The organism is Streptomyces sp. UC4497 (assembly GCF_054871485.1).
The window spans coordinates 1-16,983 of the sequence record NZ_JBTYHB010000009.1 but is presented as its reverse complement, the minus strand read 5'-3'; the positions used below and the strand labels follow the sequence as shown (position 1 = coordinate 16,983).

Annotated in this window: 15 protein-coding genes; 12 read left to right on the top strand and 3 right to left on the bottom strand. The window is 71.4% G+C overall.

Annotated elements, in window-relative coordinates:
• The first annotated feature begins 112 nt into the window (after positions 1-112).
• The 7 genes from pdhA (ACYSUO_RS14605) (at position 113) to ACYSUO_RS14575 (ending at position 8,417) form a co-directional block, all read left to right on the top strand.
• Positions 113-1,255: a pyruvate dehydrogenase (acetyl-transferring) E1 component subunit alpha gene (pdhA, locus tag ACYSUO_RS14605; protein WP_461776535.1), complete on the top strand. Its 1,143-nt coding sequence runs from the start codon at positions 113-115 to the stop codon at positions 1,253-1,255.
• A complete protein-coding gene (locus ACYSUO_RS14600; RefSeq protein ID WP_461776534.1) occupies positions 1,252-2,274 on the top strand; it encodes an alpha-ketoacid dehydrogenase subunit beta in 1,023 nt (340 codons plus the stop codon). Before pdhA (ACYSUO_RS14605) ends, ACYSUO_RS14600 begins: the two co-directional genes overlap by 4 nt.
• Positions 2,275-2,288: 14 nt before the next feature.
• A complete protein-coding gene (locus ACYSUO_RS14595) occupies positions 2,289-3,722 on the top strand; it encodes a dihydrolipoamide acetyltransferase family protein (protein ID WP_461776533.1) in 1,434 nt (477 codons plus the stop codon).
• An 81-nt stretch (positions 3,723-3,803) separates the two neighbouring features.
• Entirely contained in the window at positions 3,804-4,715 is a 912-nt protein-coding gene (locus tag ACYSUO_RS14590; protein ID WP_461776532.1) for a DUF6457 domain-containing protein, read from the top strand.
• A complete protein-coding gene (locus tag ACYSUO_RS14585) occupies positions 4,712-6,283 on the top strand; it encodes a molybdopterin molybdotransferase MoeA (RefSeq protein WP_461776531.1) in 1,572 nt (523 codons plus the stop codon). The genes ACYSUO_RS14590 and ACYSUO_RS14585 overlap by 4 nt, the downstream gene beginning before the upstream one ends.
• Positions 6,280-7,377, top strand: a complete 1,098-nt coding sequence (locus ACYSUO_RS14580) for a potassium channel family protein (RefSeq protein ID WP_426902776.1) — start codon at positions 6,280-6,282, stop codon at positions 7,375-7,377. Before ACYSUO_RS14585 ends, ACYSUO_RS14580 begins: the two co-directional genes overlap by 4 nt.
• A 59-nt stretch (positions 7,378-7,436) precedes the next feature.
• Entirely contained in the window at positions 7,437-8,417 is a 981-nt protein-coding gene (locus tag ACYSUO_RS14575; RefSeq protein ID WP_461776530.1) for an NAD(P)H-quinone oxidoreductase, read from the top strand.
• 9 nt (positions 8,418-8,426) lie between these two features.
• On the opposite strand, the gene ACYSUO_RS14570 is transcribed toward ACYSUO_RS14575, so the two are convergent.
• On the bottom strand, positions 8,427-8,843 hold the full coding sequence (locus tag ACYSUO_RS14570) for a hypothetical protein (protein WP_461776529.1): 417 nt from the start codon (positions 8,841-8,843) through the stop codon (positions 8,427-8,429).
• A gap of 161 nt (positions 8,844-9,004) precedes the next feature.
• Between ACYSUO_RS14570 and ACYSUO_RS14565 the strand changes: the two genes are divergently transcribed.
• Positions 9,005-9,550 carry a bacterial proteasome activator family protein gene (locus ACYSUO_RS14565; RefSeq protein ID WP_461776528.1) on the top strand — a complete coding sequence of 182 codons (546 nt, stop codon included), beginning with the start codon at positions 9,005-9,007 and terminating at the stop codon, positions 9,548-9,550.
• Positions 9,551-9,912: 362 nt separating this feature from the next.
• Complete coding sequence (locus tag ACYSUO_RS14560; RefSeq protein WP_461776527.1) at positions 9,913-11,508, top strand: protein kinase domain-containing protein; 1,596 nt, start codon at positions 9,913-9,915, stop codon at positions 11,506-11,508.
• A 43-nt stretch (positions 11,509-11,551) separates the two neighbouring features.
• Here the strand turns inward: ACYSUO_RS14560 and ACYSUO_RS14555 are convergent, their stop codons facing one another.
• Positions 11,552-11,989, bottom strand: coding sequence for a pyridoxamine 5'-phosphate oxidase family protein (locus ACYSUO_RS14555; RefSeq protein WP_461776526.1), 438 nt, complete (start codon positions 11,987-11,989; stop codon positions 11,552-11,554).
• 110 nt (positions 11,990-12,099) lie between these two features.
• On the bottom strand, positions 12,100-12,756 hold the full coding sequence (locus ACYSUO_RS14550) for a response regulator (protein WP_461776525.1): 657 nt from the start codon (positions 12,754-12,756) through the stop codon (positions 12,100-12,102).
• Positions 12,757-13,002: 246 nt separating this feature from the next.
• Here ACYSUO_RS14550 and pdhA (ACYSUO_RS14545) point away from each other — a divergent pair, with 246 nt between their 5' ends.
• From pdhA (ACYSUO_RS14545) to ACYSUO_RS14535, 3 genes are read left to right on the top strand one after another with little or no spacing between them, the layout of a single operon-like run.
• Complete coding sequence (pdhA, locus tag ACYSUO_RS14545; RefSeq protein ID WP_461776524.1) at positions 13,003-14,379, top strand: pyruvate dehydrogenase (acetyl-transferring) E1 component subunit alpha; 1,377 nt, start codon at positions 13,003-13,005, stop codon at positions 14,377-14,379.
• Between the two features lie 5 nt (positions 14,380-14,384).
• Positions 14,385-15,365, top strand: coding sequence for an alpha-ketoacid dehydrogenase subunit beta (locus ACYSUO_RS14540; protein WP_461776523.1), 981 nt, complete (start codon positions 14,385-14,387; stop codon positions 15,363-15,365).
• 14 nt (positions 15,366-15,379) lie between these two features.
• Entirely contained in the window at positions 15,380-16,768 is a 1,389-nt protein-coding gene (locus ACYSUO_RS14535; protein WP_461776522.1) for a dihydrolipoamide acetyltransferase family protein, read from the top strand.
• Positions 16,769-16,983 lie beyond the last annotated feature (215 nt).

The window sequence follows — 16,983 nt, the reverse complement described above, 5'->3', positions numbered from 1 at the left end:
CCACAGCCTGGAGGTGCCTGTAGCCAAAATGTGCCGTCGACCGAACAATCGGTAGGTGAGGCGCATCACATCCGACGCGCCGTCCGAGCCGCTCCCACGAGGAGGTGCCGTCATGACGGTCATGGACCAGCGGGCCACGCGCGAGGGCAGGCCCGTCCCGCCGCCCGCCTGGCAGCCCCGCACGGATCCCGCGCCGCTGCTGCCCGACGCCGAGCCCCACCGGGTCCTGGGCACCGACGCCGCCGCCCACGTCGACCCGGAGCTGCTGCGCCGCCTGTACGCGGAGGTGGTGCGCGGCCGCAGGTACAACGCGCAGGCGACCGCGCTGACCAAGCAGGGCCGCCTCGCCGTGTACCCCTCGACGACCGGCCAGGAGGCCGCCGAGGTCGCCGCGGCGCTGGTCCTCGAGGAGCGGGACTGGCTCTTTCCCAGCTACCGCGACACCCTCGCGGCCGTCGTCCGCGGCCTCGACCCCGTCCAGGCCCTGACGCTGCTGCGGGGCGACTGGCACACCGGATACGACCCGCGCGAGCACCACATCGCACCGTTGTGCACCCCGCTCGCGACGCAGCTCCCGCACGCCGTGGGCCTCGCACATGCCGCGCAACTTAAGGGCGACGATGTGGTGGCGCTCGCCATGGTCGGCGACGGCGGCACCAGTGAGGGCGACTTCCACGAGGCGCTGAACTTCGCCGCCGTGTGGCAGGCACCGGTCGTCTTCCTCGTACAGAACAACGGGTTCGCCATCTCCGTGCCGCTGGCCAAGCAGACCGCGGCGCCGTCCCTCGCCCACAAGGCCGTCGGGTACGGGATGCCGGGCCGCCTGGTCGACGGGAACGACGCCGCGGCGATGCACGAGGTGCTCAGTGACGCGGTCTCCCGCGCGCGCGGGGGCGGCGGTCCGACGCTGGTCGAGGCCGTCACGTACCGGATGGACGCGCACACGAACGCCGACGACGCGACCCGCTACCGCACCGACGCCGAGGTCGAGATGTGGCGCGCGCACGACCCGGTGCTGCTCCTGGAGCGGGAGTTGACCGCGCGCGGCCTCATCGACGAGGACGGCATCCGGGCCGTGCGCGACGGCGCGGAGGAACAGGCGGCCGAGCTGCGCGCGCGCATGAACCAGGACCCCACCCTCGATCCGATGGACCTGTTCGGCGACGTGTACGCAGAGCAGACCCCCCAACTGAGGGAGCAGGCAGCACTGTTGCGGGCCGAGCTGGACGCCGAGGCGGAAGGGGAGCAGGCATGACGACTGTGGCCCGGCCACCCAGGAGCAAGTCCGCGACCAAGCCCGCCACCATGGCGCAGGCCCTCGGCCGCGCGCTGCGGGACTCCATGGCCGCGGACCCGGCCGTGCACGTCATGGGCGAGGACGTGGGCACCCTGGGCGGCGTCTTCCGGATCACCGACGGGCTCGCGAAGGAGTTCGGCGAGGACCGCTGCACGGACACCCCGCTCGCCGAGGCGGGCATCCTCGGCGCCGCCGTGGGCATGGCGATGTACGGCCTGCGCCCGGTCGTGGAGATGCAGTTCGACGCGTTCGCGTACCCCGCCTTCGAGCAGCTGATCTCGCACGTCGCGCGGATGCGCAACCGCACGCGCGGCGCCATGCCGCTGCCCATCACCGTGCGGGTGCCGTACGGCGGCGGGATCGGCGGAGTGGAGCACCACAGCGACTCCTCCGAGGCCTACTACATGGCGACGCCCGGTCTGACCGTCGTCACGCCGGCCACGGTCGCGGACGCGTACGGGCTGCTGCGGCAGTCCATCGCATCGGACGACCCGGTCGTCTTCCTGGAGCCCAAGCGCCTTTATTGGACGAGGGATTCCTGGAACCCCGAGGCACCGGAAGACGTTCTTCCGATAGGTACGGCAGTGGTTCGCCGCCCCGGCACCAGTGCCACGCTGCTCACGTACGGACCGTCCGTCCCCGTCTGCCTGGAGGCGGCCGAGGCGGCCCGAGGGGAGGGGTGGGATCTTGAAGTGGTCGACCTGCGCTCGCTGGTGCCGTTCGACGACGCGACGGTCACCGAGTCCGTCCGGCGCACGGGACGCGCGGTCGTCGTGCACGAGTCGGGTGGCTTCGGCGGGCCCGGCGGGGAGATCGCCGCGCGCGTGACCGAGCGCTGCTTCCACCACTTGGAGGCGCCGGTGCTGCGTGTGGCCGGTTTCGACATTCCGTATCCGCCGCCCATGCTGGAGCGGCACCATCTGCCCGGAGTGGACCGGGTACTGGATGCGGTGGCCCGGCTGCAATGGGATCAGTGAGGGACGGTGGGGTAATGGCGCAGGTGCTCGAGTTCAAGCTGCCCGACCTCGGGGAGGGTCTCACCGAGGCGGAGATCGTGCAGTGGCTGGTGGGAGTCGGTGACGTCGTCGCCGTCGACCAGCCCGTCGTCGAGGTGGAGACCGCCAAGGCGATGGTCGAGGTGCCGTGCCCGTACGGCGGTGTGGTCACGGCCCGATTCGGCGACGAGGGCAGCGAACTGCCGGTCGGTGCGCCGCTGTTGATGGTGGCCGTGGGCGCGACGTCGTCGTCGGACGTGCCGCTGTCGGACGTTCCCGCACCGTCGTCCGTCGCCGCCGGGGAGCCCGCGAAGGTGCGCCAGGCGGCTCCCCAGGCGGCTCCTGAGAGGGCGGAGAAGGCGGAGAACGCGGACAAGGCACAGAAGTCCGAGGGCTCGGGGAACGTGCTGGTGGGGTACGGAACCACCACCGCGCCGACCCGGCGCAGGCGCGTGCGGCCCGCGCCGCTGGACAGCGTGCCCGCCGCCCCGGAGAGCGCACCGCGCGCCCAGGGCCCCGTCCCCGTGATCTCGCCGCTCGTCCGCAAGCTCGCCCGCGACCGCGGCGTGGACCTCAGAGAGCTGACCGGGTCAGGGCCCGACGGGCTCATCCTCAGGGGAGACGTGGAGAACGCGGCGAACGCCGCGAGCACGGCCAACGACACGAACATCGCCCCTGAGCGCACCCCTGCACCCCCCGCCCCCGCCCCCGCTCCGGCCGCCACCCGGCAGGAGCACCGCACCCCCCTGCGCGGCATCCGCGGCGCCGTGGCCGACAAGCTGTCCCGCAGCCGGCGCGAGATACCCGACGCGACCTGCTGGGTGGACGCCGACGCCACGGAACTCATGAACGCGCGCGTGGCGATGAATTCCGCGACCGGCCCCTCCGCGGGTCCCAAGATCTCCGTGCTCGCGCTCCTCGCCCGCATCTGCACCGCGGCCCTGGCCCGCTACCCGGAGCTGAACGCCACGGTCGACACCGAGCGGCGCGAGATAGTCCGGCTCGACGAGGTGCACCTCGGGTTCGCAGCGCAGACCGACCGCGGCCTGGTCGTGCCCGTCGTACGGGATGCCCACGCGCGCGGGGCCGAGTCGCTGAGCGCCGAGTTCGCCCGGCTGACCGAGGCGGCCCGCTCCGGGAAGCTGTCGCCCTCGCAACTCACCGGTGGCACCTTCACGCTGAACAACTACGGGGTGTTCGGCGTCGACGGCTCCACGCCGATCATCAACCACCCCGAGGCGGCCATGCTCGGCGTCGGCCGCATAGCCGCCAAGCCCTGGGTGCACGAAGGGGAGTTGGCGGTCCGCCAGGTCGTCCAGCTCTCGCTCACCTTCGACCACCGGGTGTGCGACGGCGGCACGGCGGGCGGCTTCCTGCGGTACGTCGCGGACTGCGTGGAACAACCGGCGGTGCTGCTGCGCACCCTGTGACCAATCGGCCCGGGCGGACCGTCGGCAAGGATCGCCCGCCCGCCTGGTGGCAATGATCGCCCGTGAGCCCATACTCGGGGGATGAACGCGTACGACGCCATCGTCCTCGCCGGGGGCGGCGCGCGCCGGCTCGGCGGTGCGGACAAGCCGGGTGTGCGGGTCGGCGGTCGCGCGCTGCTCGACCGGGTCCTGCACGCGTGCGCCGGGGCCCGCGCCACTCTGGTGGTCGCCGAGCCGCGCCGCACCGCGCGCCCCGTCGTCTGGGCCCGCGAGGAGCCGCCGGGCGGGGGGCCGCTCGCCGCGCTGGAGGCGGGGGTCCGGGGACTCGAGGCCGCGCCGGGCCCGGTGGCGGAGAGCATCGTCGTGCTCTCCGCCGATCTGCCGTTCCTGGGCGACCGCACCGTACGAGGCCTCCTCGAAGCCCTTGAGGGCGATGCGGTCGACGGCGCGGACGACGGCGTGAACGACGGCCCGATCGACGGCGCGCTGCTGGCCGACGCCGACGGCCGTGACCAGCCGCTCGTCGCCGCCTACCGGTACGCGGCACTGCGACGCGTCCTCGGCGAACTCAAGGCCGAACACGGTGACCTCACGGGCCTTCCGTTGCGTCTGTTCACCCGTAACCTCAGGCTGACCCGCATCACCGACCCCGTCGCGTCGTTCGACTGCGACACCTGGGACGACATCGCCGCCGCCCGGTCACGTATCAGGGAGCATGGACGAGTGCTTGACGAATGGATCACCGCAGCCAAGAACGAACTGGGCATCGAGCTGGACGTCGACACGGGCGTCCTGCTCGACCTCGCCCGTGATGCCGCGCACGGCGTCGCACGCCCCGCGGCGCCGCTGACGACGTTCCTCGTCGGATACGCGGCGGCGCAGGCAGGAGGCGGCCCCGAAGCCGTGGCGTCCGCCGCGGCGAAGGCGGTCGAACTCGCCAACCGCTGGGCGCAGGAGGCCGAGGCCGAGGCCAAGCCGGACGACGCGGGATGAGCGCCCCCAACGGGCGGTCGCCGCAGGCCGCCCCGGTGGGCGTCGACCCGATGGACGTCGACGTGGACGAGGCGCTCGCCCTCGCCAACGACAACCGCCCCCACGGCGGCCGGCACCACGGAGAGCAACACCACGGAGAGCGGCACCAGGACGACCGGCGCCGCGACGAACAACCCAACGGCGAGCGGACCACCGGGCGGACCACCCCGGAGGGTTCCGCCGCACCCGGGACCCCCGCCCCCGCCCCGTCGCACCGCCACGCCGCGACCTCCTGGGCCACCGCCCGCCGCACCGCCGCACGAGCCGAACGCGGCCCCCGCGCAGCGATCAGCGTCCCGCTCGACCGGGCCCTCGGCCTGGTCCTCGCCGCCCCGCTGACCGCCCTCACCGACCTGCCCTCCTTCGACACCTCGGCGATGGACGGCTGGGTCGTCGCAGGCCCGGGCCCCTGGGCCGTGGGCGCCGAAGGGCTGCTCGCCGGGCACGAGCCGCCCGCCCCGCTGACCGACGGCGAGGCCGCGGCGATCGCGACCGGCGCCCGTGTGCCCCCGGACGCCACGGCCGTCATCCGCAGCGAGCACGGACACCTCGACGCGGGCGGCCAGTTGCACGCGCTGCACGCCGTCGCCCACGGTCAGGACATCCGCCCGCGCGGCCAGGAGTGCCGCAGCGGCGACCTGCTGCTGCCCTCGGGCGCCCTCGTCACCCCGGCCGTCCTCGGTCTCGCCGCCGCCGCGGGCTACGACACCCTGACCGTCGTCCCGCGGCCGACGGTCGAAGTCCTCATCCTCGGCGACGAGTTGCTCACCGCCGGTCTCCCCCGCGAGGGCCTCATCCGGGACGCGCTCGGCCCGATGCTCCCGCACTGGCTGCGCGCGCTCGGCGTCGAGGTGACCGCCGTACGCAGGCTCGGCGACGACGCGAAGGCGCTGCTCAAGGCGGTACGAGAGGCCGGCACCGACCTGGTCGTGACCACCGGCGGCACCGCGTCCGGGCCCGTCGACCACGTGCACCCCACCCTGCGCGCCCTCGACGCCGAGCTCCTCGTCGACGGGGTCGCCGTCCGCCCCGGCCACCCGATGCTGCTCGCCCGGCTCAAGGAGGGGCAGCACCTCGTCGGCCTCCCCGGCAACCCGCTGGCCGCCGTCTCCGGTCTGCTCACGCTCGCCGAGCCGCTGCTCCGGGTGCTCTCGGGCCGGGCACAGGACCAGACGCACAGCTCTGCGCAGCGCCAAGCCCACGACGGGCAAAGGAAGTTGGACGGGGCCCGGAACGCGGACGCGTACACCGCACCCCTGCACAGGCCCGCTCCCGGCCACCCCCACGACACCCGCCTCATCCCCATCGTGCTGCGGCAGGACGACGGCAGTGGGCACGAGTGGGCGGTGCCGCTGCACTACAACGGTCCGGCCATGCTGCGCGGCATCGCAGCCGCCGATGGGCTCGCCGTCATCCCGCCCGGCGGCGCCACGGAGGGCCAGGAGGTGGAGATCCTCGACCTGCCGTGGTCGTGGAACCCTGGCCTGCCCGGTCTCAACCCGGCGGGAAACGAAGGGTGTTTCACGTGAAACTGGCCGGCGATGACGCCATCGCACGCCAAGAGGAAGAGCGGACCGCGACCTACCGGGTGAAACTTCCCCGGCAGGTCGTCGAGCGTCCGCTCCTCCAAGTGGCCCGGCGCGTGCTGATAGCGCTCACCGTGCTTGTCGTCACCGCACTGATCGTGTGGATCGACAGAGACGGCTACAACGACAACTCAGATGGCCATGTCGACCTGCTCGACTCGTTCTACTACGCGACCGTCACGCTCTCCACCACGGGATACGGCGACATCACGCCGGTCAGCGACGCGGCGCGGCTCACCAATATCTTCGTCATCACGCCGCTGCGTGTGCTCTTCCTGATCATCCTGGTCGGCACCACGCTCGAAGTCCTCACCGAACGGACGCGGGAGGAATGGCGCCTGAAACGCTGGAGGTCCACCTTGCGTGACCACACTGTCGTCGTCGGCTTCGGAACCAAGGGTCGCAGCGCCGTGGAGACCGTCTGCGCGAGCGGCCTGAAGCCCGAGCAGGTCGTCGTGGTCGACCCCAGCCCCAAGGTCGTCGAGAGCGCCAACGCCCATGGATACGCGGGCGTGACGGGCGATGCCACGCGCAGCTCCGTCCTGTTGCAGGCCGAGGTGCAGCGGGCGCGGAAGATCATCATCGCGACGCAGCGCGACGACACGGCGGTCCTGGTGACGCTCACCGCGCGGCAGTTGAACCGCGGGGCGAAGATCGTCGCCGCGGTCCGCGAGGAGGAGAACGCGCCGCTGCTGCGCCAGTCCGGCGCCGACGCCGTCATCACCAGCGCCAGTGCGGCGGGGCGGCTGCTCGGCCTGTCGGTGCTCAGTCCGCACGCGGGCATGGTCATGGAGGACCTCATCCAGAAGGGCTCCGGCCTCGACCTGGTCGAACGCCCGGTCACCAAAGCCGAGGTCGGCCTGCAGCCGAAGGAGACGGAGGACCTGGTCGTCAGCGTCATCCGAGGGCATCGGGTGCTCGGCTACGACGACTCGGCCGTCGGCTCGCTCAAGCTGACGGACCGCCTCATCACGATCACTCGCGTCACGCCCAAGACCCAGCTGGCACCGGACATGAAGCCCACTCCGCGCAGCTGATCCGCTCCGTGCGGTCGGCCCTCTCCACTCGGCTGATCCACGGGAGTAGCCTCGCGGCCATGCATGCGATCACGATCCCGGAACCCGGCGGACCCGAGGCGCTCGTCTGGACGGAGGTCCCCGACCCCGTACCCGGCGAGGGCGAGGTCCTGGTCGAGGTGGTCTCCAGCGCCGTCAACCGCGCCGATCTGCTCCAGCGGCAGGGCTTCTACAACCCGCCGCCCGGCACCTCCCCCTATCCCGGCCTGGAGTGCGCCGGCCGGATCGTCGAGCTCGGCACCGGCGTCTCCGGCTGGTCGGTCGGCGACGAGGTGTGCGCGCTGCTCGTGGGCGGCGGCTACGCGGAGAAGGTCGTCGTCCCCGCGGGACAGCTCCTCCCGGTGCCGGGGGGTCTCGACCTGGCCACGGCCGCCGCGCTGCCCGAGGTGACCTGCACCGTCTGGTCCAACGTCTTCATGATCGCCAACCTGCGGCCCGGGGAGACCTTCCTCGTGCACGGCGGCTCCAGCGGCATCGGCACCATGGCGATCCAGCTCGCGAAGGCGGTCGGCGCCAAGGTCGCGGTCACGGCCGGCACCAAGGAGAAGCTCGACTTCTGCGGGGAGCTCGGCGCGGACATCCTGATCAACTACCGCGAGCAGGACTTCGTGGAAGAGATCAAGAACGCCACGGACGGGGCGGGCGCCGACGTCATCCTCGACAACATGGGCGCCAAGTACCTGAACCGGAACGTCGACGCCCTCGCCACCAACGGCCGGCTCGCCATCATCGGCATGCAGGGCGGGGTGAAGGGCGAGCTGAACATCGCCACGCTGCTCGGCAAGCGCGGCGCCATCACCGCGACCACGCTGCGGGCCCGCCCGCTGACCGAGAAGGCGGCGGTCGTCGCGGCCGTGCGCGAGCACGTGTGGCCGCTGGTCGAGGGCGGCCATGTGCGGCCGATCGTGGACCGGACGCTGCCGATGAGCGACGCCGCGCAGGGCCACCGGGTCCTGGAGGAGTCGGGTCACATCGGCAAGGTCCTGCTCACCAACCAGTAGCCGGCAGCGTTACCGGCGCAGCCGCAGCGCCAGGAACCCGAGGCCGAGCCCCGTGAGCAGCAGCCCTGCCCCCAGCGGCAGCACGTTCACCAGGGGCCCGGACCCGGGCTCGCCGACGGCCTGCCCTTCGGGGGCGGTGGACCGCTCGGGGCGCGGCTCCCGCGACACGGCGGGCGGCGGCTCGGTGGGGGCCGGGGGCAGCACGGCCCCGGTGGTGTCCGGCGTGGGCAGCTCGCGCCCCGGCGGCGTCCGGCCCACCCCCGCACGGCTCCCCGCGAGGGACCCGTGCGGCGAGGGCTCGGCGACGTACGAGCGAGCCTCGGTGACGTACGAAGAGGACCCGGCGGCGTACGACAGGGACACGGGCGCCGCCAGGAACAGCAGTGCTGAGAAGAGAAGCCCGGCCACCCACCGAAGCCGCCGCATCCCCAGCCCCCTTCCGCTCCCGGTTCGTCCAGATGCTTGTGCCAAGCCTCACATAGCCGGATAAAACAGGCACGCCGGATTTCGTCCCGCCAGGCATGGTGGATCAGCTCCGAACGGGGGCACCACCGAGATGTGACAGCGACGTACGAGAGAATGGCGGCATGGAGATGCCGAGGAACGAACAGTCGCCGGAGAACCCGCAGGTCCTGGTCGTGGGCCAGGACGGCATGGCGCTTGGCGGCGGTGGCGGCGACGAGTCCCGCGAGATCCCGGTGACCGACATGGTGGAACAGCCCGCCAAGGTGATGCGCATCGGCAGCATGATCAAGCAGCTGCTCGAAGAAGTGCGCGCGGCTCCCCTCGATGAAGCGAGCCGGCAGCGCCTCAAGGAGATCCACGCCAGTTCGGTCAAGGAGCTCGAGGACGGTCTCGCCCCCGAACTCGTCGAGGAACTGGAGCGGCTCTCCCTGCCCTTCACGGAGGAGGCGACCCCGAGCGACGCCGAGCTGCGTATCGCGCAGGCCCAGCTGGTCGGCTGGCTCGAGGGGCTCTTCCACGGGATCCAGACGACGTTGTTCGCCCAGCAGATGGCGGCGCGCGCCCAGCTCGAGCAGATGCGCCGGGCCCTGCCGCCCGGCGTCGGCGGCGGCGAGGAAGAGGACGAGGACCCGCGCGCGGGCGGCCGCGTGGGCGGTCCGTACCTCTAGAGCCTGCCCTGGACCGACGGACAGGTGGGCCGGCGGAAAGGTCAACCTCCAGGTCAACAAGTACATAGGTGCACATACGTAGGGGCCCGTCTTCTAGGCGGGCCCCTACGTATGCGTGAACTTGGCCACCGGACGACAGGTGCCGATCGCCCCGAGTGATCACGAAATCGTCATCGGCCGCCTACAAATATCCTGCTCACGATTTGCAAGGCCTGCACGGCAACGGGTTGGATGTCCGGTCCATCTCGGAACAGCGACATGGCCGATGCCTGTAGCGTGGCCCGACGGAGTCGGTATTTCGCAACCGCGCGTACTCCGATATATGGATCCGGCAGCACGGACAGAAACGACGGCGAGGACTGATGGCACAGCAGCAGCGCGCTCAGGGCCCGTCCGACCCCGAGGCGACTGGCGGCGGTATGTCAGATGCGCCGGAGATGTGGGGTAACGGCGGGCTCGTCGGGGACGGTCGGTATCGACTGACCGGCAGACTCGGCCGGGGTGGCATGGCGGAGGTCTTCGCGGCCGAGGACGTACGCCTCGGGCGCACGGTCGCCGTCAAGCTGCTCCGTTCCGATCTTGCCGAGGACCCGGTCTCCAAGGCCCGCTTCACCCGCGAGGCACAGTCGGTCGCGGGGCTCAACCACCACGCGGTCGTGGCGGTCTACGACTCCGGCGAGGACATCGTCGCCGGCAGCACCGTCCCGTACATCGTCATGGAGCTGGTCGAGGGCCGCACCATCCGCGACCTCCTGCTCAGCGCGGAGGCTCCGGGTGCCGAGCAGGCCCTGATCATCGTCTCGGGTGTCCTGGAAGCGCTCGCCTATTCGCACCAGCACGGCATCGTGCACCGCGACATCAAGCCCGCGAACGTGATCATCACCAACACCGGCGCGGTGAAGGTGATGGACTTCGGCATCGCGCGCGCCCTGCACGGCGCGCAGTCGACCATGACGCAGACCGGCATGGTCATGGGCACCCCGCAGTACCTCTCGCCCGAGCAGGCCCTCGGCAAGGCCGTCGACCACCGCTCCGACCTGTACGCCGTCGGCTGCCTGCTCTACGAACTTCTCGCGCTGCGCCCGCCGTTCACCGGTGAGACCCCGCTGTCCGTGGTCTACCAGCATGTCCAGGACACCCCCGTGCTGCCGTCCGAGGTCCTGGACGAGGTGCCGCCGGAGCTGAACGGCCTCGTGATGCGCTCGCTCGCCAAGGACCCGGACGACCGGTTCCAGACGGCCGAGGAGATGCGCGGGCTCGTCCAGTACAGCCTGCAGATGCTGTACGAGCAGGGTGGCCACACCGGCACCTGGAACACCGGACCCGTCGACGCCCACGAGGGCGGCTCGACGCCCGCGATGGGTATGGGTGTCGCCGCCACCACGGCGATGCAGCACCCCGGCGACTCCGGCACGGCCCAGCAGCCGATGCTGCGCCCGCCGGGCGGCGACGACGGCGGCTTCGACGGGAACGGGAACGGGAAGGGTGGCGGCCGCGGCAAGCTGTGGATCGTCGCCGTGCTCGCGGTCATCGCGATCGCGGTGGGCGTCGCCTGGGCGCTCAGCGGCGGTGACGGCGACAAGGACCACCGCCCCAAGAAGTCGCCGAGCGCCACGAAGTCCGAGAAGAGCTCGGAGCCCAGCGAGACGGCCTCGGACGACGCGTCGGAGGGCGCGACCGAGGAGCCGGGCACGAGCACGGGCGGCGACACCGGCTATACGCCGACGCAACAGCCCACGACGACGAACCCGTCGCCCACGCAGTCGGAGGAGCCGACGGGCGATCCGACCAGCGCGGACCCGACGCCGACGCAGACGGCTACCAAGCCGACCCCGAGCCAGACGACCACGCCGCCCGACGACAGCAACGGTGGCACGGGTGGTGACGACGGCGGCGTCATCGGTGGTGACACCGGCGGCGACACGGGTGGGGACACCGGCGGCGACGGCGCCGAGTAGTCCGCCCGGCCACACCACGGGGCTCCGCCCCGGACCCCGCTGCTCAAACGCCCCGCAGCTCGTGCACCGTCACGAACTGCGGGGCTACGTGCAGGTAGACCGGGTCGAAGGGCTCGCCGTCCGCGGAGTGCGGGGCGGGTCCGAAGAGTTCGAGGTCGGCCGTGGTCGGCTCGACCTGCTCGCAGGTGCCGACGCACTGCACCGACCACTGGCCCGCGTCCTCGGGGCGCTCCTGCCCCAGGTTGTCCGCCCCGTAGGCGACGACGCTGCCGATGCACGCCTCGTGGTAGCCGAAGCCGCGGTGCATGCGCAGCAGAAGCCGTCCGCCGGTCACGATGTGGCGGGCTGAGGCGAGGAAGGGCAGGGCGCGCATGCTGGTCGCGACGCGGCCGTAGGGCACGCGGGCGAGCAGTTCGAAGGCGAGGTCCCGGTCCGGCCGCGGGGGCGCCTGCTGTGGGTCTTTCTGCGGGTCGGAGGGCATGTCACCACTCTGCGCCGCGGGCTCGTCCGTAAACCAGAGGAGCCCGCCCCCAGGACGCGTGACCTAGGTCCTGTGCGGGCGGGCATCCCGGGAGGGGGACGGGGGAGCCGTCAGTGCTTCTCGGCCTGCATACGGGCCACGTACGCGGCCGCCTGGGAGCGGCGCTCCATGCCGAGCTTCGACAGCAGGCTGGACACGTAGTTCTTGATCGTCTTCTCGGCGAGGTGCAGACGCTCGCCGATGACCCGGTTCGTCAGGCCCTCCCCGATCAGGTCGAGGATCTTGCGCTCCTGGTCGGTGAGGCCGGCGAGCTTGTCGTCACCCTTGCGGCCGCCGTCGCGCAGCCGCTCCAGGACGCGGGCCGTGGCGACCGGGTCGAGCAGCGACTTGCCACCGGCGACGTCCCGTACGGCGGTGAGCAGCTCATTGCCGCGGATCGCCTTCAATACGTAGCCGGAGGCGCCGGCCATGATCGCGTCGAAGAGGGCCTCGTCGTCCGCGAACGACGTCAGCATCAGGCACTTGACCGACTCGTCCTGGGAGCGGATCTCCCGGCACACCTCCACCCCGCTGCCGTCCGGCAGGCGCACGTCGAGCACCGCCACGTCGGGCCGGGTCGCGGGGATGCGCACCAAGGCGTCGGCGGCCGTTCCGGCCTCTCCGACGACCTCGATGTCGTCCTCGACGGACAGCAGCTCATGGACGCCGCGACGGACCACCTCGTGGTCGTCGAGCAGAAATACATGGATTTTTCCGTCTTCGCGCACGGCCTCAGTCTCACACAAGAACCTTGGCCGCGCCCTAGATGCCTGTGGGGTGACCGGGATAACGTGCCGGTGTTCCGGCCCCCTGCCAGGCTGAGATCCAGGACTCGTCGCACAGCTGTGACCTGCGACGCTTCGTCTTCCCTCGCGATACTAGGAAATCCAACCAACCACTTACTTGGAAATCCAAGCAAAATCGCAGGTCAGATGGGGTTTCGCAGATGTGTGACCCACTGGGTAACGTGCTGGGTGAAGGGTGTTTGCCGGAGCACTTGTCACGCCTGTTGCCGGCGCCTCGCACCCACCCCGTGCGTGGACGGATCAGGCGAGCCGAGCCGACTGGCCATCCGGCAATCCCGGGGCCGGACCGACGGAGGAGCACACGTGACCGTAGACAGTGCGGACAGCACTGCCGCAGCGCAGAAGGCACAGCCGCCGCGCAAGCGGACCGCTGCGAAGAAGTCTGCGAAGAAGTCCCCCGGCAAGACGCCCGCGAAGAGCACCGCTGCCAAGGCGCCCGCGAAGACGCCTGCCAAGGCCGGAGCGCCGCAGAGCGACCTGGTGCAGCTGCTGACCCCTGAGGGCAAGCGGGTCAAGAACGCCGAGTACGACCGCTACGTCGCCGACATCACCGACGACGAGCTGCGTGCCCTGTACCGCGACATGGTCCTCACCCGCCGTTTCGACGCCGAGGCCACCGCGCTGCAGCGCCAGGGCGAGCTGGGCCTGTGGGCGTCGCTGCTCGGCCAGGAGGCCGCCCAGATCGGTTCGGGCCGGGCCACCCGGGAGGACGACTACGTCTTCCCGACCTACCGTGAGCACGGCGTCGCCTGGTGCCGCGGGGTCGACCCGACGAACCTGCTCGGCATGTTCCGCGGCGTGAACCACGGCGGCTGGGACCCGAACAGCAACAACTTCCACCTGTACACGATCGTCATCGGCTCGCAGACCCTGCACGCCACCGGCTACGCGATGGGCGTCGCCAAGGACGGCGCGGACAGCGCGGTGATCGCGTACTTCGGTGACGGCGCGAGCAGCCAGGGCGACGTCCTGGAGGCCTTCAACTTCGGGGCCGTCTACAACGCCCCCGTGGTGTTCTTCTGCCAGAACAACCAGTGGGCGATCTCCGAGCCCACCGAGCGCCAGATGCGCGTGCCGCTGTACCAGCGCGCGCAGGGCTTCGGCTTCCCCGGCGTACGCGTCGACGGCAACGACGTGCTGGCCTGCCTCGCCGTGACGCGCTGGGCCCTCGACCGGGCCCGCCAGGGCGAGGGACCGGCGCTGATCGAGGCGTTCACGTACCGCATGGGCGCGCACACCACCTCCGACGACCCGTCGAAGTACCGGTCCGACGACGAGCGCGTGTCCTGGGAGGCGAAGGACCCGATCCTGCGCCTGCGCGCGTACCTGGAGTCCCAAACCGACACGGATGAGGGATTTTTCGCGGAACTCGACGCCGAGAGCGAGACGTTGGGCAAGCGAGTACGCGATGTCGTACGGGCCATGCCGGACCCGGACCTCATGGCGATCTTCGAGAACGTGTACGCGGACGGGCACGCGCTCGTCGACGAGGAGCGCGCTCAATTCGCCGCCTACCAGGCGTCGTTCGCGGATGGGGAGGCCTGACGGTCATGGCTGTACAGAAGCTTCCGATCGCCAAGGCGATCAACGAGTCGCTGCGCACCGCGCTCGACAACGACCCGAAGGTCCTCGTCATGGGCGAGGACGTCGGCAAGCTGGGTGGCGTCTTTCGTGTCACGGACGGCCTGCAGAAGGACTTCGGCGAGGACCGGGTGATCGACACCCCGCTCGCCGAGTCCGGCATCGTCGGCACCGCGATCGGCCTCGCGCTGCGCGGCTACCGGCCCGTCGTGGAGATCCAGTTCGACGGTTTCGTCTTCCCCGCGTACGACCAGATCGTCACGCAGCTCGCGAAGATGCACGCCCGCGCGCTCGGCAAGATCAAGACGCCGGTCGTCATCCGTATCCCGTACGGCGGGGGCATCGGCGCGGTCGAGCACCACAGCGAGTCGCCGGAGACGCTGTTCGCGCACGTGCCGGGGCTCAAGGTCGTCTCGCCTTCGAACTCCAGCGACGCGTACTGGATGCTCCAGCAGGCGATCCAGAGCGACGACCCGGTGATCTTCTTCGAGCCCAAGCGCCGCTACTGGGACAAGGGCGAGGTCGACACCGAGGCCGTGCCCGGTGATCTGCACAAGGCCGCCGTCGCGCGCGAGGGCAGCGACCTCACCCTCGCCGCGTATGGGCCGATGGTGAAGGTCTGCCTGGAGGCGGCCGCGGCCGCCGAGGAGGAGGGCAAGTCCCTGGAGGTCCTCGACCTGCGCTCCATCTCGCCGATGGACTTCGACGCCGTGCAGAAGTCGGTGGAGAAGACGCGCCACCTCGTGATCGTGCACGAGGCGCCGGTCTTCCTCGGCGCCGGCGCGGAGCTGGCGGCCCGGATCACCGAGCGGAGCTTCTACCACCTGGAGGCGCCCGTGCTGCGGGTCGGCGGGTACCACGCGCCGTATCCGCCGGCGCGCCTGGAGGAGGAGTACCTGCCGGGCCTCGACCGGGTGCTCGATGCCGTCGACCGTTCCCTTGCGTACTGAGAGGAGGCCCCATCATGGCTCGTGAGTTCAAGATGCCCGACGTGGGCGAAGGCCTGACCGAGGCCGAGATCCTCAAGTGGTACGTCCAGCCGGGCGACTCCGTCGAGGACGGGCAGGTCGTGTGCGAGGTGGAGACCGCGAAGGCGGCGGTCGAGCTGCCGATCCCGTACGACGGGGTGGTGCGGGAGCTGCTCTTCCCGGAGGGGACGACGGTCGATGTCGGCCAGGTGATCATTTCGGTGGATGTGGCGGGCGAGGAGCCTGCGCCTGAGCCTGCGGCGGTTGAGCCGGAGGTTGAGGCTGCCGAGCCGCAGGGGCGGCAGCCCGTGCTCGTCGGTTACGGCGTGGCCGAATCTTCCACGAAGCGTCGTGCCCGCAAGGGAGCCAACGGGGTTGAGGCCTCCGTCTCGGACGCTGCACCGGCGGCTGTGCCCACCCCTTCTGCCCCTGCGGAGCAGTTGCCCACAGCGGCGGTGAACGGCAACGGCAATGGCACGGCCGCCCTGGACCGGCCGCTGGCCAAGCCGCCCGTGCGGAAGCTTGCCAAGGACCTTGGCGTCGACCTCGCCACCGTGATTCCGTCCAGTGCCGACGGGATCATCACGCGGGAGGATGTGCACGCCGCCGTCGCACCCGCGCCGGAAGCACCGGTGTCCGCACCGGCTCCGGCACCGGCCGCCGCCCCCGCCTCGTACGACTCCGTCCGTGAGACCCGGATCCCGATCAAGGGTGTGCGGAAGGCGACCGCGCAGGCGATGGTGAACTCGAAGTTCACGGCGCCGCACGTCACGGAGTTCGTGACCATCGACATCACGCGCACGATGAAGCTCGTCGAGGAGCTCAAGGGCGACAAGGACATGGCGGGGCTGCGGGTCAACCCGCTGCTGCTCATCTCCAAGGCGCTGCTCGTCGCGATCAAGCGCAACCCCGAGGTCAACTCGGCCTGGGACGAGGCGAACCAGGAGATCGTCCAGAAGCACTACGTGAATCTGGGCATCGCCGCCGCCACCCCGCGCGGTCTGATCGTGCCGAACATCAAGGACGCGCAGGCCAAGACCCTGCCCGAACTGGCGTCCGCGCTGGGCGACTTGGTGTCCACCGCACGTGAGGGCAAGACGTCCCCGGCCGCGATGCAGGGCGGGACCGTCACGATCACCAACGTGGGCGTCTTCGGCGTCGACACCGGTACGCCGATCCTGAACCCCGGTGAGTCGGCGATTCTTGCCGTCGGAGCGATCAAGCTTCAGCCGTGGGTCCACAAGGGCAAGGTCAAGCCGCGTCAGGTGACGACCCTGGCGCTGTCCTTCGACCACCGCCTGGTGGACGGGGAGCTGGGCTCCAAGGTGCTGGCGGATGTGGCGGCGATCCTGGAGCGCCCGAAGCGGCTCATCACGTGGGCTTAGCAAGCCCCGCCGGCGGCTTAGTAAGCCCCGCCGGCGATTGAGGCGCGGGGTCTGGGGGGGGGGGGGGGGCGGCCCCCCCCCCCCCCCCCCCGCCCGGGGGCGGGGGGGGGGGGGCGCGGGCGGCCGGGGGGGGGGGGGGGGGGGGGGGGGGGGGGGGGGGGGGGGGGGGGGGGGGGGGGGGGGGGGGGGGGGGGGGGGGGGGGGGGGGGGGGGGG